The sequence below is a fragment of the Duganella paludis genome (assembly GCF_054461335.1).
The window spans coordinates 1031823-1048845 of the sequence record NZ_CM136922.1; the positions used below are offsets into that span (position 1 = coordinate 1031823).

At 62.2% G+C, this 17023-nt stretch carries 14 protein-coding genes; 4 read left to right on the forward strand and 10 right to left on the reverse strand.

The annotated features are described in order from the left end of the window. Positions 1-9: 9 nt before the first annotated feature. Together ACXZ1M_RS04680 and ACXZ1M_RS04685 are read right to left on the reverse strand one after the other, a co-directional pair. Complete coding sequence (locus ACXZ1M_RS04680; RefSeq protein ID WP_459052031.1) at positions 10-1974, reverse strand: KGGVGR-motif variant AAA ATPase; 1965 nt, start codon at positions 1972-1974, stop codon at positions 10-12. A 9-nt stretch (positions 1975-1983) separates the two neighbouring features. Beyond that, positions 1984-2589 (reverse strand): toll/interleukin-1 receptor domain-containing protein, encoded by a 606-nt coding sequence (locus tag ACXZ1M_RS04685; RefSeq protein WP_459052032.1) that lies wholly within the window; start codon positions 2587-2589, stop codon positions 1984-1986. Between the two features lie 169 nt (positions 2590-2758). Between ACXZ1M_RS04685 and ACXZ1M_RS04690 the strand changes: the two genes are divergently transcribed. Next, positions 2759-3739, forward strand: coding sequence for an NADPH:quinone oxidoreductase family protein (locus ACXZ1M_RS04690; protein WP_459052033.1), 981 nt, complete (start codon positions 2759-2761; stop codon positions 3737-3739). Between the two features lie 83 nt (positions 3740-3822). On the opposite strand, the gene ACXZ1M_RS04695 is transcribed toward ACXZ1M_RS04690, so the two are convergent. Together ACXZ1M_RS04695 and ACXZ1M_RS04700 are read right to left on the reverse strand one after the other, a co-directional pair. Continuing rightward, positions 3823-5868, reverse strand: coding sequence for an ATP-dependent DNA helicase (locus ACXZ1M_RS04695; RefSeq protein ID WP_459052034.1), 2046 nt, complete (start codon positions 5866-5868; stop codon positions 3823-3825). Between the two features lie 15 nt (positions 5869-5883). Beyond that, on the reverse strand, positions 5884-6084 hold the full coding sequence (locus ACXZ1M_RS04700; protein ID WP_092273701.1) for a YdcH family protein: 201 nt from the start codon (positions 6082-6084) through the stop codon (positions 5884-5886). Between the two features lie 137 nt (positions 6085-6221). On the opposite strand from ACXZ1M_RS04700, the gene ACXZ1M_RS04705 reads away from it, so the two are divergent. Beyond that, entirely contained in the window at positions 6222-7025 is an 804-nt protein-coding gene (locus tag ACXZ1M_RS04705) for a PP2C family protein-serine/threonine phosphatase (protein ID WP_459052035.1), read from the forward strand. A gap of 19 nt (positions 7026-7044) precedes the next feature. Here ACXZ1M_RS04705 and ACXZ1M_RS04710 read toward each other — a convergent pair whose 3' ends face one another. From ACXZ1M_RS04710 to ACXZ1M_RS04735, 6 genes are all read right to left on the reverse strand, one after another. Next, positions 7045-7710: a hypothetical protein gene (locus tag ACXZ1M_RS04710; RefSeq protein WP_459052036.1), complete on the reverse strand. Its 666-nt coding sequence runs from the start codon at positions 7708-7710 to the stop codon at positions 7045-7047. A 16-nt stretch (positions 7711-7726) separates the two neighbouring features. Beyond that, on the reverse strand, positions 7727-8824 hold the full coding sequence (zapE, locus tag ACXZ1M_RS04715; protein WP_459052037.1) for a cell division protein ZapE: 1098 nt from the start codon (positions 8822-8824) through the stop codon (positions 7727-7729). A 68-nt stretch (positions 8825-8892) separates the two neighbouring features. Further along, positions 8893-10323, reverse strand: a complete 1431-nt coding sequence (lpdA, locus tag ACXZ1M_RS04720; protein ID WP_459052038.1) for a dihydrolipoyl dehydrogenase — start codon at positions 10321-10323, stop codon at positions 8893-8895. Beyond that, complete coding sequence (locus tag ACXZ1M_RS04725) at positions 10320-10646, reverse strand: PspC domain-containing protein (protein ID WP_459052039.1); 327 nt, start codon at positions 10644-10646, stop codon at positions 10320-10322. The genes lpdA and ACXZ1M_RS04725 overlap by 4 nt, the downstream gene beginning before the upstream one ends. Positions 10647-10708: 62 nt before the next feature. Further along, positions 10709-11962 (reverse strand): 2-oxoglutarate dehydrogenase complex dihydrolipoyllysine-residue succinyltransferase, encoded by a 1254-nt coding sequence (gene odhB, locus ACXZ1M_RS04730; protein ID WP_459052040.1) that lies wholly within the window; start codon positions 11960-11962, stop codon positions 10709-10711. A 74-nt stretch (positions 11963-12036) separates the two neighbouring features. Further along, positions 12037-14892 (reverse strand): 2-oxoglutarate dehydrogenase E1 component, encoded by a 2856-nt coding sequence (locus tag ACXZ1M_RS04735; RefSeq protein WP_459052041.1) that lies wholly within the window; start codon positions 14890-14892, stop codon positions 12037-12039. Positions 14893-15231: 339 nt separating this feature from the next. Between ACXZ1M_RS04735 and ACXZ1M_RS04740 the strand changes: the two genes are divergently transcribed. After that, positions 15232-16536 carry a leucine-rich repeat-containing protein kinase family protein gene (locus tag ACXZ1M_RS04740; RefSeq protein ID WP_459052042.1) on the forward strand — a complete coding sequence of 435 codons (1305 nt, stop codon included), beginning with the start codon at positions 15232-15234 and terminating at the stop codon, positions 16534-16536. Positions 16537-16554: 18 nt separating this feature from the next. Continuing rightward, positions 16555-16935: a BlaI/MecI/CopY family transcriptional regulator gene (locus tag ACXZ1M_RS04745; RefSeq protein ID WP_459052043.1), complete on the forward strand. Its 381-nt coding sequence runs from the start codon at positions 16555-16557 to the stop codon at positions 16933-16935. The last annotated feature ends 88 nt before the right edge of the window (positions 16936-17023 follow it).

Here is a 17023-nt window from a genome sequence, read left to right on the forward strand (position 1 = left end):
AAATTTACGTCAGCGGGACGGCGTTCGGGACACCGACAGATGAGCGTCCAGCGCCATCAGCTCATCCGAGGCGCGCGACCACAGGCTGCCGGCCGCCAAGGCGGCGCGCTGGCGGCCGGGCCGCACCAGCGCATCGCCATAATCGTCCATGGACGCGTTCTGGTGCAACTCGTGCACCACCGGCAGTTCGCCGGGCGTCAGGCCGAGCTGCAATTGCACGTCCATCAGCTGTTCGCGCGCCTTGCGGGTGTCGGGATGGTCGGCGCCGCCGCGCCGGGCGTGGGCGTTCAGCACCGCTTCCAGCAGGCTGCGGGCCGCCTCCAGCTCCTGCATGTGCAGCAAAGTGCGCGCCAGCGCCGACTTGGCCTGCAGGGTATCGGCGTGCTCCGCCCCCAGCAACCGCTTGCGCGCAGCCAGCACCTGTTCCTGCAGGCTGCGCGCATGTTCGGTGTCGCCGCCCTGCAGCAGCAGTTCGGCGCGCTCGGCCTTGGCGGTGAGGGTCAACAGGTGCTCGGCGCCGAGCAGGCGCATATAAGTATCGACCACTGCGTCCTGCATAGCGAGCGCCTCGGCCAGCCGCCCCTGCAAGCCCAACGTCGCGGCCAGATCCCGGCGCGCGGCCAGCGTGTCGAAGTGAGCGGCGCCCAGCAACCGTTCGCGTGCCTCGCTCACGCATTCCTGCAGGAAATGCGCTTCCTCCAGCTTGCCCTGCTGGCGCAGCACGGCCGCCAGATTGGCTTTGCTGGCCAGCGTGTCCGGGTGATCCTCGCCCAGTCCGCGCTGGCGCAAAGTCAGGCTTTCCTCGAAACAGGCCAAGGCTTGCCGCAACTGCCCCTCGCGCCGATACAAGTCGCCAAGCTGATTGAGGTCGCGCGCCAGCGGCTGCGACACGGCCCTTGCCGCACCGCCACCCTCCTCCAGCGTGCGGCGCGCCTCGCCGATATCGGTCAGCAAGTGGATTTCACCGAGCGACTGCCATGGAAAATAACCCGGCGCCAGCCAGCTCAGGAAGGTTTCGAAGGTCCGCCGCAAGGAAAAACGGTCGCCGCCCTGATTCTGTCGCGCCGAGGGCAGCCCGCCGGCGGAGATCGGATGGGTCTGCTGCAACTGGACCTCGTCGAAATAGCTTTCCAGGGACACCTGCGGCATGCCGTAGCAGTCGCGGATCAACTCCTCGAAGGCGGCTTGATAGCCGGGCGCACGCCGGCGCTCGTCGCCGCGCCGCCATTGCGCGCGCTGGATGCCATCCGCCATTTCCACGCGCGACGGCAAGGGATAGATCAGCAGGGGCCGCTGCTCGTCCTCGTGGCTGCGTCGATAGGTGGTGGCGCGGGTCACCAGCGCCTGTGCGCCGTCCAGGCTTTGCCGGCTGGGCGTGAACACCACCACTAGCTTGCGCGGAAGCAAGGTTGTGCAGATGCCGGCGGCATCCGTACGGCCGCTGCGGGAATCGACCAGCACGTAGCGGAAATGCAGGGACAGGCGCTCGGCAAAGCAGCGGAACAAGGCCGGGCACATATGAAACAAGTCGTCCCAACGCATGGCAGCCAGCCGGTCGCTATAACTGTCGTCAAAGCGGCCGGCGCGCATCAGGTAGAGCTGGCTGCTCTGGTCGACACGGGTGACATATTTCTCCCAGCCAACAGCGTCCAGCACCTCGTGCGCCAGTGCTGCGTCGCCCTGCGCGGCGGAACCGTTACGGTGGCGCTGGAGTTGTTCGCGGCAAGCCTCGAACAATTCCAGCACGCCCGGCCCGGCATCGCGCTGCGCCTCGGGAAAATAATGGTGCAGCCCCGGCGCCTCGAGATCCCAGTCGATCATCAGCAATGGCGTGGTGGCGTTGCGCTGTCGCGCCAGCAACAAAGCGACATTGAACAGCGCCATCGTGCAGCCCGACCCTCCCTTGTAAGAATAGAAAGTAATCACTTCACCGCTGGTGCTGAGCGGCGGCAGGGTCAATGGATTCGGTTCCATGGCAAACCTTTAGCGTGGGAAATGTGGAGGAGGAATGGCACGCCATTCAGGTGGGATGTCGGGCAGGACAAAACGGCTGCAGTCGTGCCCCGGGGGCGTGCTTCTTTTTAGACAGTGGTAATGCTCGGCAATGCGATGGACGATCTTTTCGATGTCCGGGATGAACTCGGGATTGGTTTTCAAATCGCCGCTGGCCAAGGTGTAGCGGGAAAAGTCCACATACATGCCGGGGCCGGCAATTTGCGGCGGCAGACCGCCGGGGTGACGGGTCATGATGACGGGGATAATCAAATGGCTGGGCAAGGAGTACCACTGTTTGCGTTCGTTTTCGATAAGTTGCATAGCTGCAAACTCGCGGCGGGTATAGCCATGGGCCTCGTATTTCGGTGTATAAATAACAATCATACAAACACTCTCACACAGGGCGCGCGCGATCTTCTGGTCCAGATCGTCCCCGCCACCGAGTTGCTCGCTATCAACAAAGAGTTCGGCTTCGTTGTCGAGGTGCGGTTCGAGATAGCACTTCAAGGCATCGATCAGGTCGTCCTTGAACTTGCTCATATACGTATGCTGGCCGTGGGCATAACTGAAAAAGCAGCCGTGTCGGATAGTCATGACATCCCCCCTGCGTTTAACCAACTGTAACAAGCATTAATGCAGAGACTTTGAGGCAGAACAAACGTGCGCGAGGCTAAACTTTGCTCAAACAACTGGCCGTTTCAGGTAAGATAAAAATATAACGACCGTTCTTTTTTCATTTTTTAAAACAACATAGGAGACCAGAATGAAAGCTGTTGTATGTGAAGCATGGGGCGCGCCTGACACCCTCGTCGTAAAAGAATTGCAAGATCCGCAGCCTGGCCCGGGCCAGGTCGTGATCGACGTCCAGGCCGCCGGCGTGAACTTTCCGGACGTCCTGATCGTGCAAGGAAAGTATCAATTCAAGCCGGAGTTGCCGTTCATTCCAGGCAGCGAGGTGTCCGGCATCATCCGGCAAACCGCTGACGATGTGATAACTTTCAAGGCCGGCGACAAGGTCATCGCCTTCGTTCCGACCGGTGGTTTTGGGCAGCAATTATTAGCTCCCGTACAAGCCCTGATCCCCATGCCGCCGGACATGGATTTCGACACGGCGGCGGCCATCACCCTCGCCTACGGCACCTCATATCACGCGATTGTGGATCGGGCCAAGCTTGAATCTGGCGAGAACATGCTAATTCTTGGCGCGGCAGGAGGGGTGGGCCTGGCGGCGATCGAGATAGGGAAAGCCCTTGGAGCCCGCATCATTGCTTGCGCTTCGACGGATGAGAAGCTGGAAGTGTGCCGCCAGCACGGCGCGGACGTGCTGATCAACTACAGCAAGGAAGATTTGCGGGAAGCGGTCAAGGCGGCGACCGGCGGCAAGGGTCCAGACGTGATTTACGACCCAGTCGGTGGGGAATACGCGGAGCCGGCGTTCCGTTCGATCGGGTGGGGAGGCAGGTACCTGGTGGTCGGATTCGCCAACGGCGAGATCCCCAAACTGCCGCTCAATCTGACCTTGCTGAAAGGCGCATCGCTGATGGGCGTGTTCTGGGGCGAGTTCACGAAACGTGATCCGAAAGGCAACATGAAGAATATGCGCCAGCTTCTGCAATGGCTGCAGGAAGGCAAAATCAAACCCAGGATTTCAGCGCGCTATAAGTTGGGAGAAGCGGCGCAAGCACTGAACGACATGGCCGCTCGACGGGTGACCGGCAAGGTCGTAGTATTGCCACAAGAGTAAATATGAAACCGGGGTCAGTTCTGCCAATCGCACACGAGCTCATGTACCAATGGCAGAACTGACCCCGGTTTTTATACTGCTAGTTACGACTCGGAATTCTTGTTTTTGAAGAATTCGATCGCAACTTCCTGTTCGCGCGTGCGTTTGAACCCCGGCAAGCTCTGCCAGATCCGCTTGCCGTAAGGCTTGGAAATCACGCGCGGATCGCACAGCATCAGCACGCCACGGTCGTTTTCATCCCGAATCAAGCGCCCCGCGCCCTGCTTCAAATTGATGATCGCCTCCGGCAAAGTGTGGCTCATAAAGCCATTCTTGCCCTGCTTTTCCATCACCTCGATGCGCGCCGCCAGCACCGGATCGTCCGGCGGGGCGAATGGCAATTTATCAATAATGACCAAGGACAACGCATCGCCGCGCACGTCCACGCCTTCCCAGAAACTCTGCGAACCGATCAGCACGCCATTGCCGGCCTTGCGGAACTGGTCCAGCAATTCAGTCCGGCCCTTATCGCCCTGCACAAACAGCGGATACGGCAAACCACGCTTCTCGAACTCATCACGGAAACGCTCGGCGGCGCGCTTCACGGCCCGCAAAGTCGTGCACAAAAGGAAAGTTTTTCCGCCTGCCGCTTCGATGATCGGCAGCGCCAGATCCAGCACCGCGTCCGTATAACCGAAGGAATTCGGGTCCGGCAAGCCGGTCGGCACGTACAGCAAGCCCTGCTCTTCGTAGTTGAACGGGCTCGGCCAGGACATCGACGGCTCGTTGCTCAAGCCCATTTGCTCGGAAAAGTGGCTGAAATCGTTCTTCACCGCCAACGTCGCCGAGGTAAAAATCCAGCTGCGCGGCACGCCTTCACGCTGACCGTTGAAGATCGGCGCGATCGACAGCGGCGTTTTATGCAGCTGCAGAGACGACGCATAGGCCTCCACCCAGAACACCGCTTCCTCGCCCTTGGCCACTTTCGCCTTGGGATCGAACTTCCACGCCGCCAGCCGGCCGACCAGATCGACGCCGCGCTGGCGGCATTGTTCCAGCGTTTCGGCGCGCTCGGCCTGCTTTTCCAGCACGTTCATCATGCCGTCCAGCTCGCTTTTCAGGGTTTCCAGCGCCGGGAAGAAGTCGCTCGACGCGGCGATCTGCGGCAGCGACAGGCGCACGATGTCCTGCGGGAAAGTCAGGCGCAGGTCGCGCGCGGCTTTTTCCACCACCGTGACGACCTTGCCCCAGTCGGCGCCGTCGCGGGCGTTGGACAAGCCTTCCGCCAGCACATCGCGGCACAGCTCCAGCACTTGCGAGGTCGAAAAGGTGTCGCCGAAGAACAAAGTGGCGGTATCGGGCAGCTGGTGCGCCTCATCGAAGATGATGGTGTTGGCCGACGGCAGCAATTCCGTGATGCCGGAGTCCTTCAGCGCCACGTCGGCGAAGAACAGGTGGTGATTGACCACCACCACGTCCGCCTGCTGCGCCTCCTTGCGCGCTTTCATTACGAAGCAATCCTGGTAATACTGGCATTCCGTGCCCATGCAATTGTCGCGGGTGGACGTCACCAGGTTCCAGATCAGGGCGTTTTCCGGCACGCGGGCCAGCTCGGCCTTGTCGCCGGACTTGGTCATTTTCAGGAAGCGCGAGATCTCGCGCAGGTAGCCGACGTCGTCGCGCGATGTCATGCGGCCATTCTGCAGCGTGCGCTCCAGATGGTAATGACACAAGTAATTGGAGCGTCCCTTGAGCAGCGCCACCGACACCGGCGCCTGCAAGGCCGCGCGCACGGTCGGGATATCGCGCAGGAATAGCTGATCCTGCAAGTTCTTGGTGCCGGTCGAGACGATGGTCTTGCCTCCCCACATCAGCGCCGGCACCAGGTAGGCAAAGGTTTTGCCCGTGCCGGTGCCCGCCTCGGCAATCAGCGTGGTCTGGCCGGCGATGGCCGACGCGATGGCCTTGGCCATTTCGGTCTGCGAGCGGCGCGGGCGGAAGTCGCCCACGGCCGGGCCCAGCGGACCGCCGGCGCCGAACAGGCGCTCGACCTCGGAATCGTACTTGCCGGGAGGCTGTTCGGGAGTGGCGCCGATGACGGCGGGGATGGCGTCGGAAGTCGCGGTGTGGGGTGGAAGCTGTTCGGTCAAAATAAGTCGTGGCGCCTAGGCGGGTACGTCAGGCACTAATTGCATTTTCAGCAGAGTGATATGGTCTTTCAATTGCAGTTTGCGCTTTTTGAGCCGGCGCAATTGCAGTTGATCGTGATGCCCGTCCAGCGTCAGCATATCGATGACCGCGTCCAGATCGCGGTGTTCGACGTCGAGTTCGATCAAACGACGTTGGATATCTTGCACATCAGCCATATTTCTCAACCAAAGAGTTTCACTGGAACAACACCGGTATTGCGCACAAACTGCGACACGGCGCATAGTTTAATCTACGGCGGCCCTGCCGCCAACAGAATGATCGCTCAACCGCAGTTCAGGATACAGTGTCGACTATGAGCGCCTATCAAATCGAAGCCGGGACCGCCCAGCACATCGGCAACCGGCCACAGCAAAACGACCGAGTGGCCCTGTACACGGCCGCGCAGGCGCCGGGCTATGTGATGGCCGTGCTGGCCGACGGCAACAACAGCGCCATCGCCGCCGACCAGGTGCTGCACACCAGCAAGCATCTGTTCGACGAATTCCGCGTCGGCGAGACGGCCAACCTGCCGCGCCTGCAGGAACTGCTGCGCAATATCGCGCACGAGGTGCATCAGGTGGTGACCATGAATCCGATCTCCGCCGTGGCCGAGCCGCAAAGCGCGCTGGCGCTGCTGGTGCTCACGCCGCAGGCGCAGGCGGTGTGGGCGCATGTCGGCGACGCCCGCCTCTACCGGTTCAGCGGCGAAAGCTGCGCCATGCGCACCAACGACGCCGCCTATGTCGAGCATCTGGTCAACCATGACAAGCTACCCTTGGAGGCGGCCAAAAAACATCGCGGCTCGCGGCTCTTGAATAATGCGCTGGGCAATAGCATGAAAGCGCCGTTCGTCACCGTCGGCTGGCACGAAGGCCTGCAGGCCGGCGATGCCTTGATGCTGTGCTCGGATGGTTTGTGGCAGTTATTCCGTCCCGAGGAGCTGGCGGCCGCCGTGGCGCGCAACACGCCGCGCCAGGCCGCCGAACGCCTGATCGGCAAAGCCGCCGAACGGGCCCAGGGCAAGGGCGACAACTGCTCGATGGCGATCATCAAGCTGGTGGCGCCGCCGCAGGAGGCGCCCGGCTATACCGTGGAGAAAATGCGCCGCGCCGTGTAAGGCTTGGCGCGGCAAAAGATTACTTCGTCTGAGCAGGTTGCTGTGACTGCTTTTGCAGCTGCGCAGCCGCCTTCTTCTCTTCCGCCGCCGCACGCTCGGCCGCCTTGCGCGCCTTTTCTGCGTTGATGGCTTTCTTGCGCTCGACTTCCGCCTGGCGCCGCGCCGACTCAACCTGCTTCTTCTCGAACGCGGCCACGTTGGCGGCGCGGGTGGCCGCTTCGGCCGCGTCCTTCTCTTCCTGACGCTTCATCTTGGCTGCGTGCTCGGCTTCACGGTCGGCCACGCGCGGGCCGGTCGGAGGACGTGGCGGCGCTTTTTCTTCCTTCGGCGGCTTGGGCGGCTGGGCGGTGCGCAGCGCGGTCTCCTCCGCATCCTTGCGCAAGCGCTCCGCCAGGTCGGCATCACGATGCGCGACCGAGTCGACACGCTTGTAGTGATCGGCATCCACCTCGACGGCGCGCAATGCGGCCAGCGCAGCGCGACGTTTTTCCTTGGCCTTGTCCAGGCAGTTATTGACGAAGAACTTGGTCGAGCATTCGCGTTCGCTGGCGGCGAACTCGTCATGCACGGCGGCGCGCTCGACGGCCACTTTTTTCAGCGCGGCGTCGGCCTGCGCCACCGATTGAACGTTCTGGGCCTGCGCCGTAACGGCAAACGCAGCCAGCAATGTGAGAAGTGCTTTCATATTCGATCCGGGTGACTTACGCCAGCGACGCTGCGGCGCCGCGCTGCTGGCGGTTCATATATTCCTGCGACTGCATCTCGACGATGCGCGACACGGTGCGGTGGAACTCGTTGGCCATGGCGCCGGTCGTGTACAGCTCTTCCGGCTCCACTTCGGCCGACATCAGCAGCTTCACGCCCTGGTCGTAGAACACGTCGATCAACCAGGTGAAGCGCCGCGCCTCCGACGACATCGACGCCGACATCATCGGCACTCCGGACAATATCACGGTATGGAAACGGCTGGCGATTTCCAGGTAATCGTTCTGCGAGCGCGGGCCGCCGCACAGGGTGTTGAAGTCGAACCAGATGATGGTGCCGGCGCGGCGCAACGCGCGGATCTCGCGCGCCTCGATGCGGATCACCGGATCTTCGTCGGCGGTTTCGGCCACGCTGGCGTAGGCCTCGCGCAGCGCGGCGTCGGTCTTGGCGTTGAGCGGCGTGTAATAGGCTTCCACCTGCTCCAGCGCGCGGCCGCGATAGTCGATGCCGGCGTCGATGTTCATCACGTCCAGCTTTTCGTACAGCAGCGCGATGGTCGGCAGGATGCGGTCGCGGTGCAGGCCGTCCGGGTACAGCAGATTCGGATCGTAGTTCGAGGTCATGATGAAGGACACGCCGTTGTCGAACAGCGCCTTCAGCAGGTTGTACATGATCATGGCGTCGGCCACATCGGAGATGTGGAATTCGTCGAAGCAGATCAGGCGGTATTTCTTGGCCACGCGCTTGGCTACTTCGTCCAGCGGATCGGCCACGCCGCGCAGGTCGTCGAGCTGGCGGTGCACGTCGCGCATGAATTCATGGAAGTGCACGCGCGTCTTGCGCACCAACGGCACCACCGAAAAGAAGCTGTCCATCAGGAAGGACTTGCCGCGCCCCACGCCGCCCCACATATAAACGCCCTTCGGCACCGACGGGCGATTGATCAGCCGCTTGAAGGTGCTCGAACGCTGGCCTTTGTATTCCACCCATTCGTCGTAGCATTGCTGCAGACGGGTGATCGCGCGCTGCTGCGCCGCGTCGGCCTTGTAGTCGCGCTGTGCCAGCGCGTGATGGTAGTACTCTTCGACGTTCATGGTTTCAATCTGCGCAAATAAAAACGGCGGGCCAGAACGGCCCGCCTTACAACGGCTACTGCATCAACTTAGAAGTTGAGCGTGCGTTTGTCGATCGCCAGTGCCGCTTCCTTGGTCGCTTCCGACAGCGATGGGTGGGCGTGGCAGATACGGGCGATGTCTTCGGCCGAAGCCTTGAACTCCATCGCCACGACCGCTTCCGAAATCAGCTCCGAAGCCATCGGTCCGATGATGTGGACGCCCAGGATTTCGTCGGTGTTCGCATCGGCCAGGAACTTGACCATGCCCGAGGTGTCGCCCAGCGCGCGTGCGCGGCCGTTCGCCAGGAATGGGAAGGTGCCGGCTTTGTAAGCGACGCCGTCGGCCTTCAGTTGCTGCTCGGTGCGGCCTACCCACGCGATTTCCGGCGAGGTGTAGATGACCCAAGGGATGGTGTTGAAGTTGGTGTGGCCGTGCTGGCCGGCCATGCGCTCGGCCACCGCGACACCCTCTTCTTCCGCCTTGTGCGCCAGCATCGGGCCGCGTACCACGTCGCCGATCGCCCACACGCCCGGCAGGTTGGTCTTGCAGTCGTGGTCGACGGCCACGAAACCGCGCTCGTCCAGCGCCAGGCCCACTTTGTCGGCGGCCAGGCCGTCGGTGTTCGGAGTGCGGCCGATCGAGACGATCAGCTTGTCGAACACGGTGGTGGTGGCTTCGCCCTTGGCGTTTTCGTATTCCACGGTGACGTTGTTGTCGCCCTTGGTGATCTTGCCGATCTTGCAGCCCAGGTTGATCTTCAGGCCCTGCTTGGTGAACAGCTTGTTGGCTTCCTTGGCGATCTGCTCGTCAACGGCGCCCAGGAAGGTCGGCAGACCTTCCAGCACGGTCACTTCCGAACCCAGGCGACGCCATACCGAACCCATTTCCAGGCCGATCACGCCGGCGCCGATCACGCCCAGCTGCTTCGGCACTTCGCCGATGGTCAGCGCGCCGGTGTTCGACAGGATCAGTTGCTCGTCGAATTCCGCGCCTGGCAGGGCACGGGCGTTCGAACCGGTGGCCACGATCACTTGCTTGGCGTTGATGGTTTCGTTGGCTGGGCCGGTGATGGTCAGCGGGTAGCCTTCAGCGGTGGCGGCGCCGGCGAACGCGGCGCGGCCGTGGAAGAAGGTCACTTTGTTTTTCTTGAACAGGAACAGGATGCCGTCGTTATTTTGCTTCACAACGGTGTCCTTGCGCTTGATCATCTGGCCCAGGTTCAGCGACAGGCCGGCGACGTCGATGCCGTGGTCCTTGAACGCGTGACCGGCGTGCTCGTAGTGTTCCGACGATTGCAGCAGCGCTTTCGACGGGATGCAGCCGACGTTGGTGCAAGTGCCGCCCGGTGCAGGGCCGCCCTTTTCATTTTCCCACGCGTCCACGCAAGCAACCGAGAAACCCAGCTGTGCGGCACGGATGGCGGCGATGTAACCGCCAGGACCGGCGCCGATGACTACTACGTCAAATTGTTTACTCATTTTAAATTTCCAATCAGTTCGTCTTCTGGAACGAAGATCCAAAGCAGAATGTAGATAGCGAGACCGAAACCGAAGGTCAGCACGAACAGGACAAACAGCAGGCGCCAGATCCACGAGTCGACCCCGGTGATGCGCCCCAGCCCGCCGCACACGCCGCCCAGCCAGCGGTCGTCGCGCGAGCGGCGCAGACGGGTGATGTCGTCGGCGGCGGCCGGTGCTTCATTGTTCAGCAAACGGGCCTTGGCGGCGGCGAACTCGTCGTCCGTCAGCGCACCGGCCTGATGCAGTTCATGCAAACGCTTGATTTCTTCAGCAACGCTCATTCATGATCCTCTTGAGAATTCCCCGAGCCCACATAAGGTATGGACTCGGGGCCACGCGAGAATTACAGGTCCAGCAGCAGGCGTGCAGGATCTTCCAGCGCTTCCTTCATGGCCACCAGGCCCAGCACGGCTTCGCGGCCGTCGATGATGCGGTGGTCGTAGGACATCGCCAGGTAGTTCATCGGGCGGATAACGATCTGGCCGTTTTCAACCACGGCGCGGTCCTTGGTGGCGTGCACGCCCAGGATCGCCGATTGTGGCGGGTTGATGATCGGGGTCGACAGCATGGAGCCGAAGGTGCCGCCGTTCGAGATCGAGAAGGTGCCGCCGGTCAGGTCGTCCAGGGTCAGCTTGCCTTCTTTGGCCTTGGCGCCGAATTCGCCGATTTTCTTCTCGATTTCAGCGATGCTCATCTGGTCTGCGTTGCGCAGGATAGGCACCACCAGGCCGCGTGGCGAACCGACCGCGATACCGATGTCGAAGTAGCCGTGGTAGACGATGTCGTTGCCGTCGACCGAGGCGTTCAGGATCGGGTATTTCTTCAGCGCGGCAACAGCGGCCTTGACGAAGAAGGACATGAAGCCCAGCTTGACGCCGTGCTCTTTCTCGAACTTGTCCTTGTACTTGTTACGCAGGTCCATGACCGGCGCCATGTTCACTTCGTTGAAGGTGGTCAGGATGGCGTTGGTCGATTGCGACTGGATCAGGCGCTCGGCGATACGGGCGCGCAGGCGGCTCATCGGCACGCGCTCTTCCGGACGGCCACCCAGGTTGGCCGGCGCAGGCGCGGCAACTTGTGCCAGGGCTGGCTTGGCGGCTGGTGCGGCCAGCGGCGCAACGGCCGGGGTCGATGGTGCGGAAGCGGCCAGGGCGTCGCCCTTGGTCACGCGGCCGTCTTTGCCCGAACCGGCGACATCGCCAGCGCTCAGGCCTTTTTCCGACAGAATCTTGGCGGCGGCAGGCATGGCCACGTCGCCTTTCGAACCACCGGCGGCGGCTGCTGGAGCAGCGGCAGGTGCAGCAGCGGCGGCAGGAGCAGCGGCAGCAGCTGGGGCGGCAACAACAGCGGCGCCACCTTCGGTATCAATAATTGCGATCACTTCGTCGGCAACCACGGTGCTGCCGTCGCCCTTGATGATTTGCACCAACACGCCGGCGGCCGGCGCTGGCAGTTCCAGAACTACTTTATCGGTTTCGATATCGATCAGGTTTTCGTCGCGGGTGATGGTGTCACCGACTTTTTTATGCCAGGTCAGCATGGTTGCTTCTGCTACCGATTCCGACAACTGAGGAACTTTGACTTCGATTTGTGCCATGAAAAAACTCCGTTTATTTTGTTATTGCGGCGCCGCCCCGCGTAGCAAGGCGGCGCTCCGTCAAGAAGTGATGCTTATTTGGTCAGGATGAAACCTTTGAGTTTCGAGAACGCCGTCTCCAGCAGTTCTTTCTGCTGGGCGTAGTGCTTGTCGTAGTAGCCGACAGCCGGCGATGCCGATGCTGGACGGCCGGCGTACGCCAGGCGCTGGCCTGCGTCCAGGCTCTCGAAGATGTTGTGCTGAATCTGGAACCATGGGCCCTGATTCTGCGGCTCGTCCTGCGCCCACACCACTTCGGTCAGGCTTGGGAACTTTTTCAGTTCGGCAGCGAAGGCCTTGTGCGGGAATGGATACAGCTGCTCGATACGCACGATGGCGGTATCGGTCTGGCCACGGGTCTTGCGTGCGTTGACCAGGTCGTAGTAGACCTTGCCCGAGCAGGCGACCACGCGCTTGACTTTCTTGGCGTCGATCTTGTCGTCCACTTCACCGATCACGGTCTGGAACGCGCCCTTGGCCAGGTCGGTCAGCGGCGAGCCTGCGTCTTTGTTACGCAGCAGCGATTTCGGCGTCAGGATGACCAGCGGCTTGCGGAACTGGCGCACCATCTGGCGACGCAGCACGTGGAAGATCTGCGCTGCGGTGGTTGGCTGCACCACTTGCATATTGTTGTCCGCGCACAGCTGCAGGAAACGCTCCGGGCGAGCCGACGAGTGCTCTGGACCCTGGCCTTCGTAGCCGTGTGGCAGCATCATCACCAGGCCCGAAGCGCGGCCCCACTTCACTTCGCCGGAGCTGATGAACTGGTCGATCACCACTTGGGCGCCGTTGACGAAGTCGCCGAACTGGGCTTCCCAGATGTTCAGGGTGTTAGGTTCGGCGGTCGAGTAACCGTATTCGAACGCCAGCACTGCTTCTTCCGACAGCACCGAGTCGATCACGGTGAACGGCGCCTGGCCTTCGGCGATGTTCTGCAGCGGCACATAGGTGCCGGCGTCCCAACGTTCGCGGTTCTGGTCGTGCAGCACGGCGTGACGGTGCACGAAGGTGCCGCGGCCGGCGTCCTGGCCGGTCAGGCGCACTGCGTAGCCCGAAGCGACCAGCGATGCGAAGCCCAGGTGTTCGCCCATGCCCCAGTCCAGGTTCATTTCGCCGCGGCCCATGGTGGCGCGGTCGCCCAGGACCTTCTCGACCAGCGAGTGCACTTTGAAGCCTTCAGGCACGGTGGTGATGCGGCCGGCCAGGCGTTTCAGTTCGGTCATCGGCACGGCGGTGTCGGCGGCGTCGGTCCATTTCTTGTTCAGGAACGGCAGCCAGTCTACCGCGTACTTGTTCTTGAAGTTGGAGATGACCGGGTCGACGGTGTGCTTGCCGGCGTCCATGGCGTCGCGGAAGGCGGCCACCAGGGTGTCGCCGCCATCGGCAGGGATCACGGCCTGGGTTGCCAGCTTGTCCGCGTACAGCTTGCGGGTGCCTGGGTGCTTGGCGATCTTCTTGTACATCAGCGGCTGGGTCAGCGCCGGGGTGTCCTGCTCGTTGTGGCCCAGTTTGCGGAAGCAGATGATGTCGACCACGATGTCCTTGCCGAACTCGGTGCGGTAGTCCATGGCGATCTGCGATGCCAGCACGGTCGCTTCCGGATCATCGGCGTTCACGTGCAGCACCGGTGCTTCGATCATCTTGACCACGTCCGAGCAGTAGATGGTGGAACGGGCGTCGCGCGGGTCGGAGGTGGTGAAACCGATCTGGTTGTTGATCACGATGTGCACCGTACCGCCGGTGCCGTAGCCACGGGTTTGCGCCAGATTCAGGGTTTCCATCACCACGCCCTGGCCTGCGAAGGCGGCGTCGCCGTGCACCAGGATCGGCAGCACTTGCTTGCCACCGTGGTCGCCGCGACGGTCCATGCGGGCCTTGACCGAACCTTCAACCACAGGGTTGACGATTTCCAGGTGCGACGGGTTGAACGCGAGCGACAGGTGGACCGGACCGCCAGCGGTCGAGATGTCCGACGAGAAGCCCTGGTGGTATTTCACGTCGCCGGCCGGCAGGTCGTCGCCGTGCTTGCCTTCGAATTCTTCGAACAGTTCTTTCGGTGCTTTGCCCAGGGTGTTGACCAGCACGTTCAGGCGGCCACGGTGAGCCATGCCGATAACGATCTCCTGCACGCCTTTTTCACCGGCGCGCTGGATGATTTCGTCGATCGAGGCGATGAAGGTTTCGCCGCCTTCCAGCGAAAATCGTTTTTGACCCACATACTTGGTGTGGAGGTAACGTTCGAGGCCTTCTGCAGCGGTCAGACGCTCCAGGATGTGTTTTTTCTTTTCCGGGGTGAAGTTCGGGGTCGAGCGGATCGACTCCAGACGTTCCTGCAGCCAGCGCTTTTCGGCCGGGTCGGAAATGTACATGTACTCTGCGCCGATCGAACGGGTGTAGGTGTCGCGCAGGAAGTTCAGCAGGTCGCGCAGGGTCGCGGTCTCTGGGCCGAAGTAGGTATTGCTGACGTTGAACACGGTGTCCATGTCGGCATCGGTGAAGCCGTAGAACGCTGGATCGAGTTCAGGAATGCTTGGACGTTCCTGGCGCTGCAATGGGTCCAGATTGGCCCAGCGCGAACCAAGGTAACGGTAGGCAGCCACCAGTTGCGTAACAGCAACACGCTTGCGACCCATTTCGGCGTCGGCGGAGGCGGTGACGGTGCGGATCGGGCCGGCTTTCGCGCGTTCGGCGAAGGAGGCGATGACGGAGGCGTGTGCGACGTCCGGTTTGTTGGAACCATCGACGGCCGGCACGTGCTGCATGGCGTCGAAGTAGGCACGCCAGTTGTCTGGGACCGAGCCTGGATTGTTCAGATACGCTTCGTACAGTTCTTCAACGTACGGGGCGTTCCCACCAAACAGGTAGGAGTTGGACGTAGATTGTTGCATCATTCTTGCTCACCTTTCTTCGCGCTTCGCGAGGAATTAGCGGGTTAGTCTAACCTTCCGCGACACGGCCTGACCGGTTAGCGGATTGCACATCAAGTTGTGGGGAAGGGCTATTTGTTCAGTGTTACCTAAAACGGGTCCTTCAGCATAGCACCGGTATTGTATCTCAACAATCAATTACGCGACAAAATCCAGGTAAATCTTTCAGCGTTAATTTTAACTTAAGCCGCATGAATGCTGGTCTGGCGCGTAATGTTTCCATATTTTTAACAGCTTTGTACCACCCTCGGCGCGGACGGCGCAATGTTACACTGCGGCCTCCGACTTCACCGCCACATCCGCATGCACACATTGGAGCAGCTCCGCAGCGGCGCACTGGCAGGCATTACCCGCCTGACCTTGCGCTGCGGCCTCACCGAATTCCCGCGCGCGATCTTCGCGCTGGCCGATAGCCTGGAAATCCTCGACCTGTCCGGCAACGCGCTGGCCGCGCTGCCGGACGACCTGCCCCGGCTGCACAAGCTACGCATCATCTTTTGCTCGGACAACCGGTTCACCGAACTGCCGGCGGTGCTGGGCGCCTGCCCTGCCCTGACCATGGTCGGCTTCAAGGCCAACCAGATCCGTCACGTGCCCGGCGCCGCGCTGCCGCCCGCGCTGCGCTGGCTGGTGCTGACCGATAACGTCATCGAAGAATTGCCTGCCGTGCTCGGCGAGCGTCCGCAGTTGCAGAAGCTGATGCTGGCCGGGAACCGCCTGCGCGCCCTGCCCGGCTCGATGACGCAACTGCACCGGCTGGAACTGTTGCGCATCGCCTCGAACCAGCTGATGGCGCTGCCGGACTGGCTGCCGGCGCTGCCGCGCCTGCGCTGGCTGGCCTACGCCGGCAACCCGTTCTGCGAGCAGTGCGAGGACGAACTGGCGCACACGCCGTCCGCCCCGATAGCCTGGCCGACGCTGGCGCTACGCGAAAAGCTGGGCGAAGGCGCCTCCGGGGTCATCTACAAGGCCGATTGGCGTCGCGAAGGTGCTGCCCCTGCCGCTGCCGCCGCCGAGCCGGTCGCGGTCAAGCTGTTCAAGGGCGCCATGACCAGCGACGGTTCGCCGCTTAGCGAAATGGCGGCTTGCCTGGGCGCCGGCGCGCATCCCAACCTGATTCCCGTGCTCGGCCACATCGAAGACCATCCCGACGGCGCACACGGCCTGGTGATGTCGCTGATCACGCCGGACTTCGGCAACCTGGCCGGTCCGCCCAGCCTGGACAGCTGCACGCGCGACATCTACGACGACGGCAAGCGCTTTACGCTGGAGGCCATGCTATCGATCGCGCGCGGCATCGCCTCGGCGGCGGCGCAACTGCACGCCCACGGCATCCTGCACGGCGACCTGTACGGCCACAACGTGCTGCATTGCGACCAGGGCCGCACTTTGCTGGGCGACTTCGGCGCCGCCTCGTTCTACGACCCGGCCGGTCCGTACGCCGCCGCGCTGCAAACGCTGGAAGTCCGCGCCTTTGGCTGCCTGCTGGAAGAACTGCTGGACCGCTGCGACGCCGCCCCGCCGGCCCTGCGCGCGCTGCAACACGCCTGCCTGCAAGGCGTGCCGCGCTTCACCGACATCAAAGAACAGCTAGACAATTCGTTCTAGATATTTTATTCTACATCCATGAGTACCACGAACCTGCCCAAACCGACCGCCGCCGAACTGGAGATGCTGCGCCTGTTGTTCGCGCTCGGCCCCGCCACCGCGCGGCAAGTGCACGAAGCGGCGCTGGAAAGCCGTCCGGACACCAGCTACGCCAACGTATTGCGGGTGCTGCAAGTCATGCATACGAAGGGCCTGCTGAAGCGCGACGAAAGCCAGCGCGCGCATGTGTACTCGCCGGTGCAGGAGCAGGACTCGGTACAAACCAACCTGCTGAAAGACCTGATCCAGAAAGCCTTCGCCGGCTCCGGCAAAGCCCTGGTCCTGGCCGCCCTGCGCGGCGGCCACGTCAGCAAGAAAGAGCGCGAAGAAATCCAGGCGCTATTGGATCAGGAAAAGTAGCGGGCTATAGCGCCGATTGCACATATTGGGTGGAGGTTCGTGGCTGGCGGAGATAAGAGCGTGACGTCGATCCCTTAAGTTCCGATAC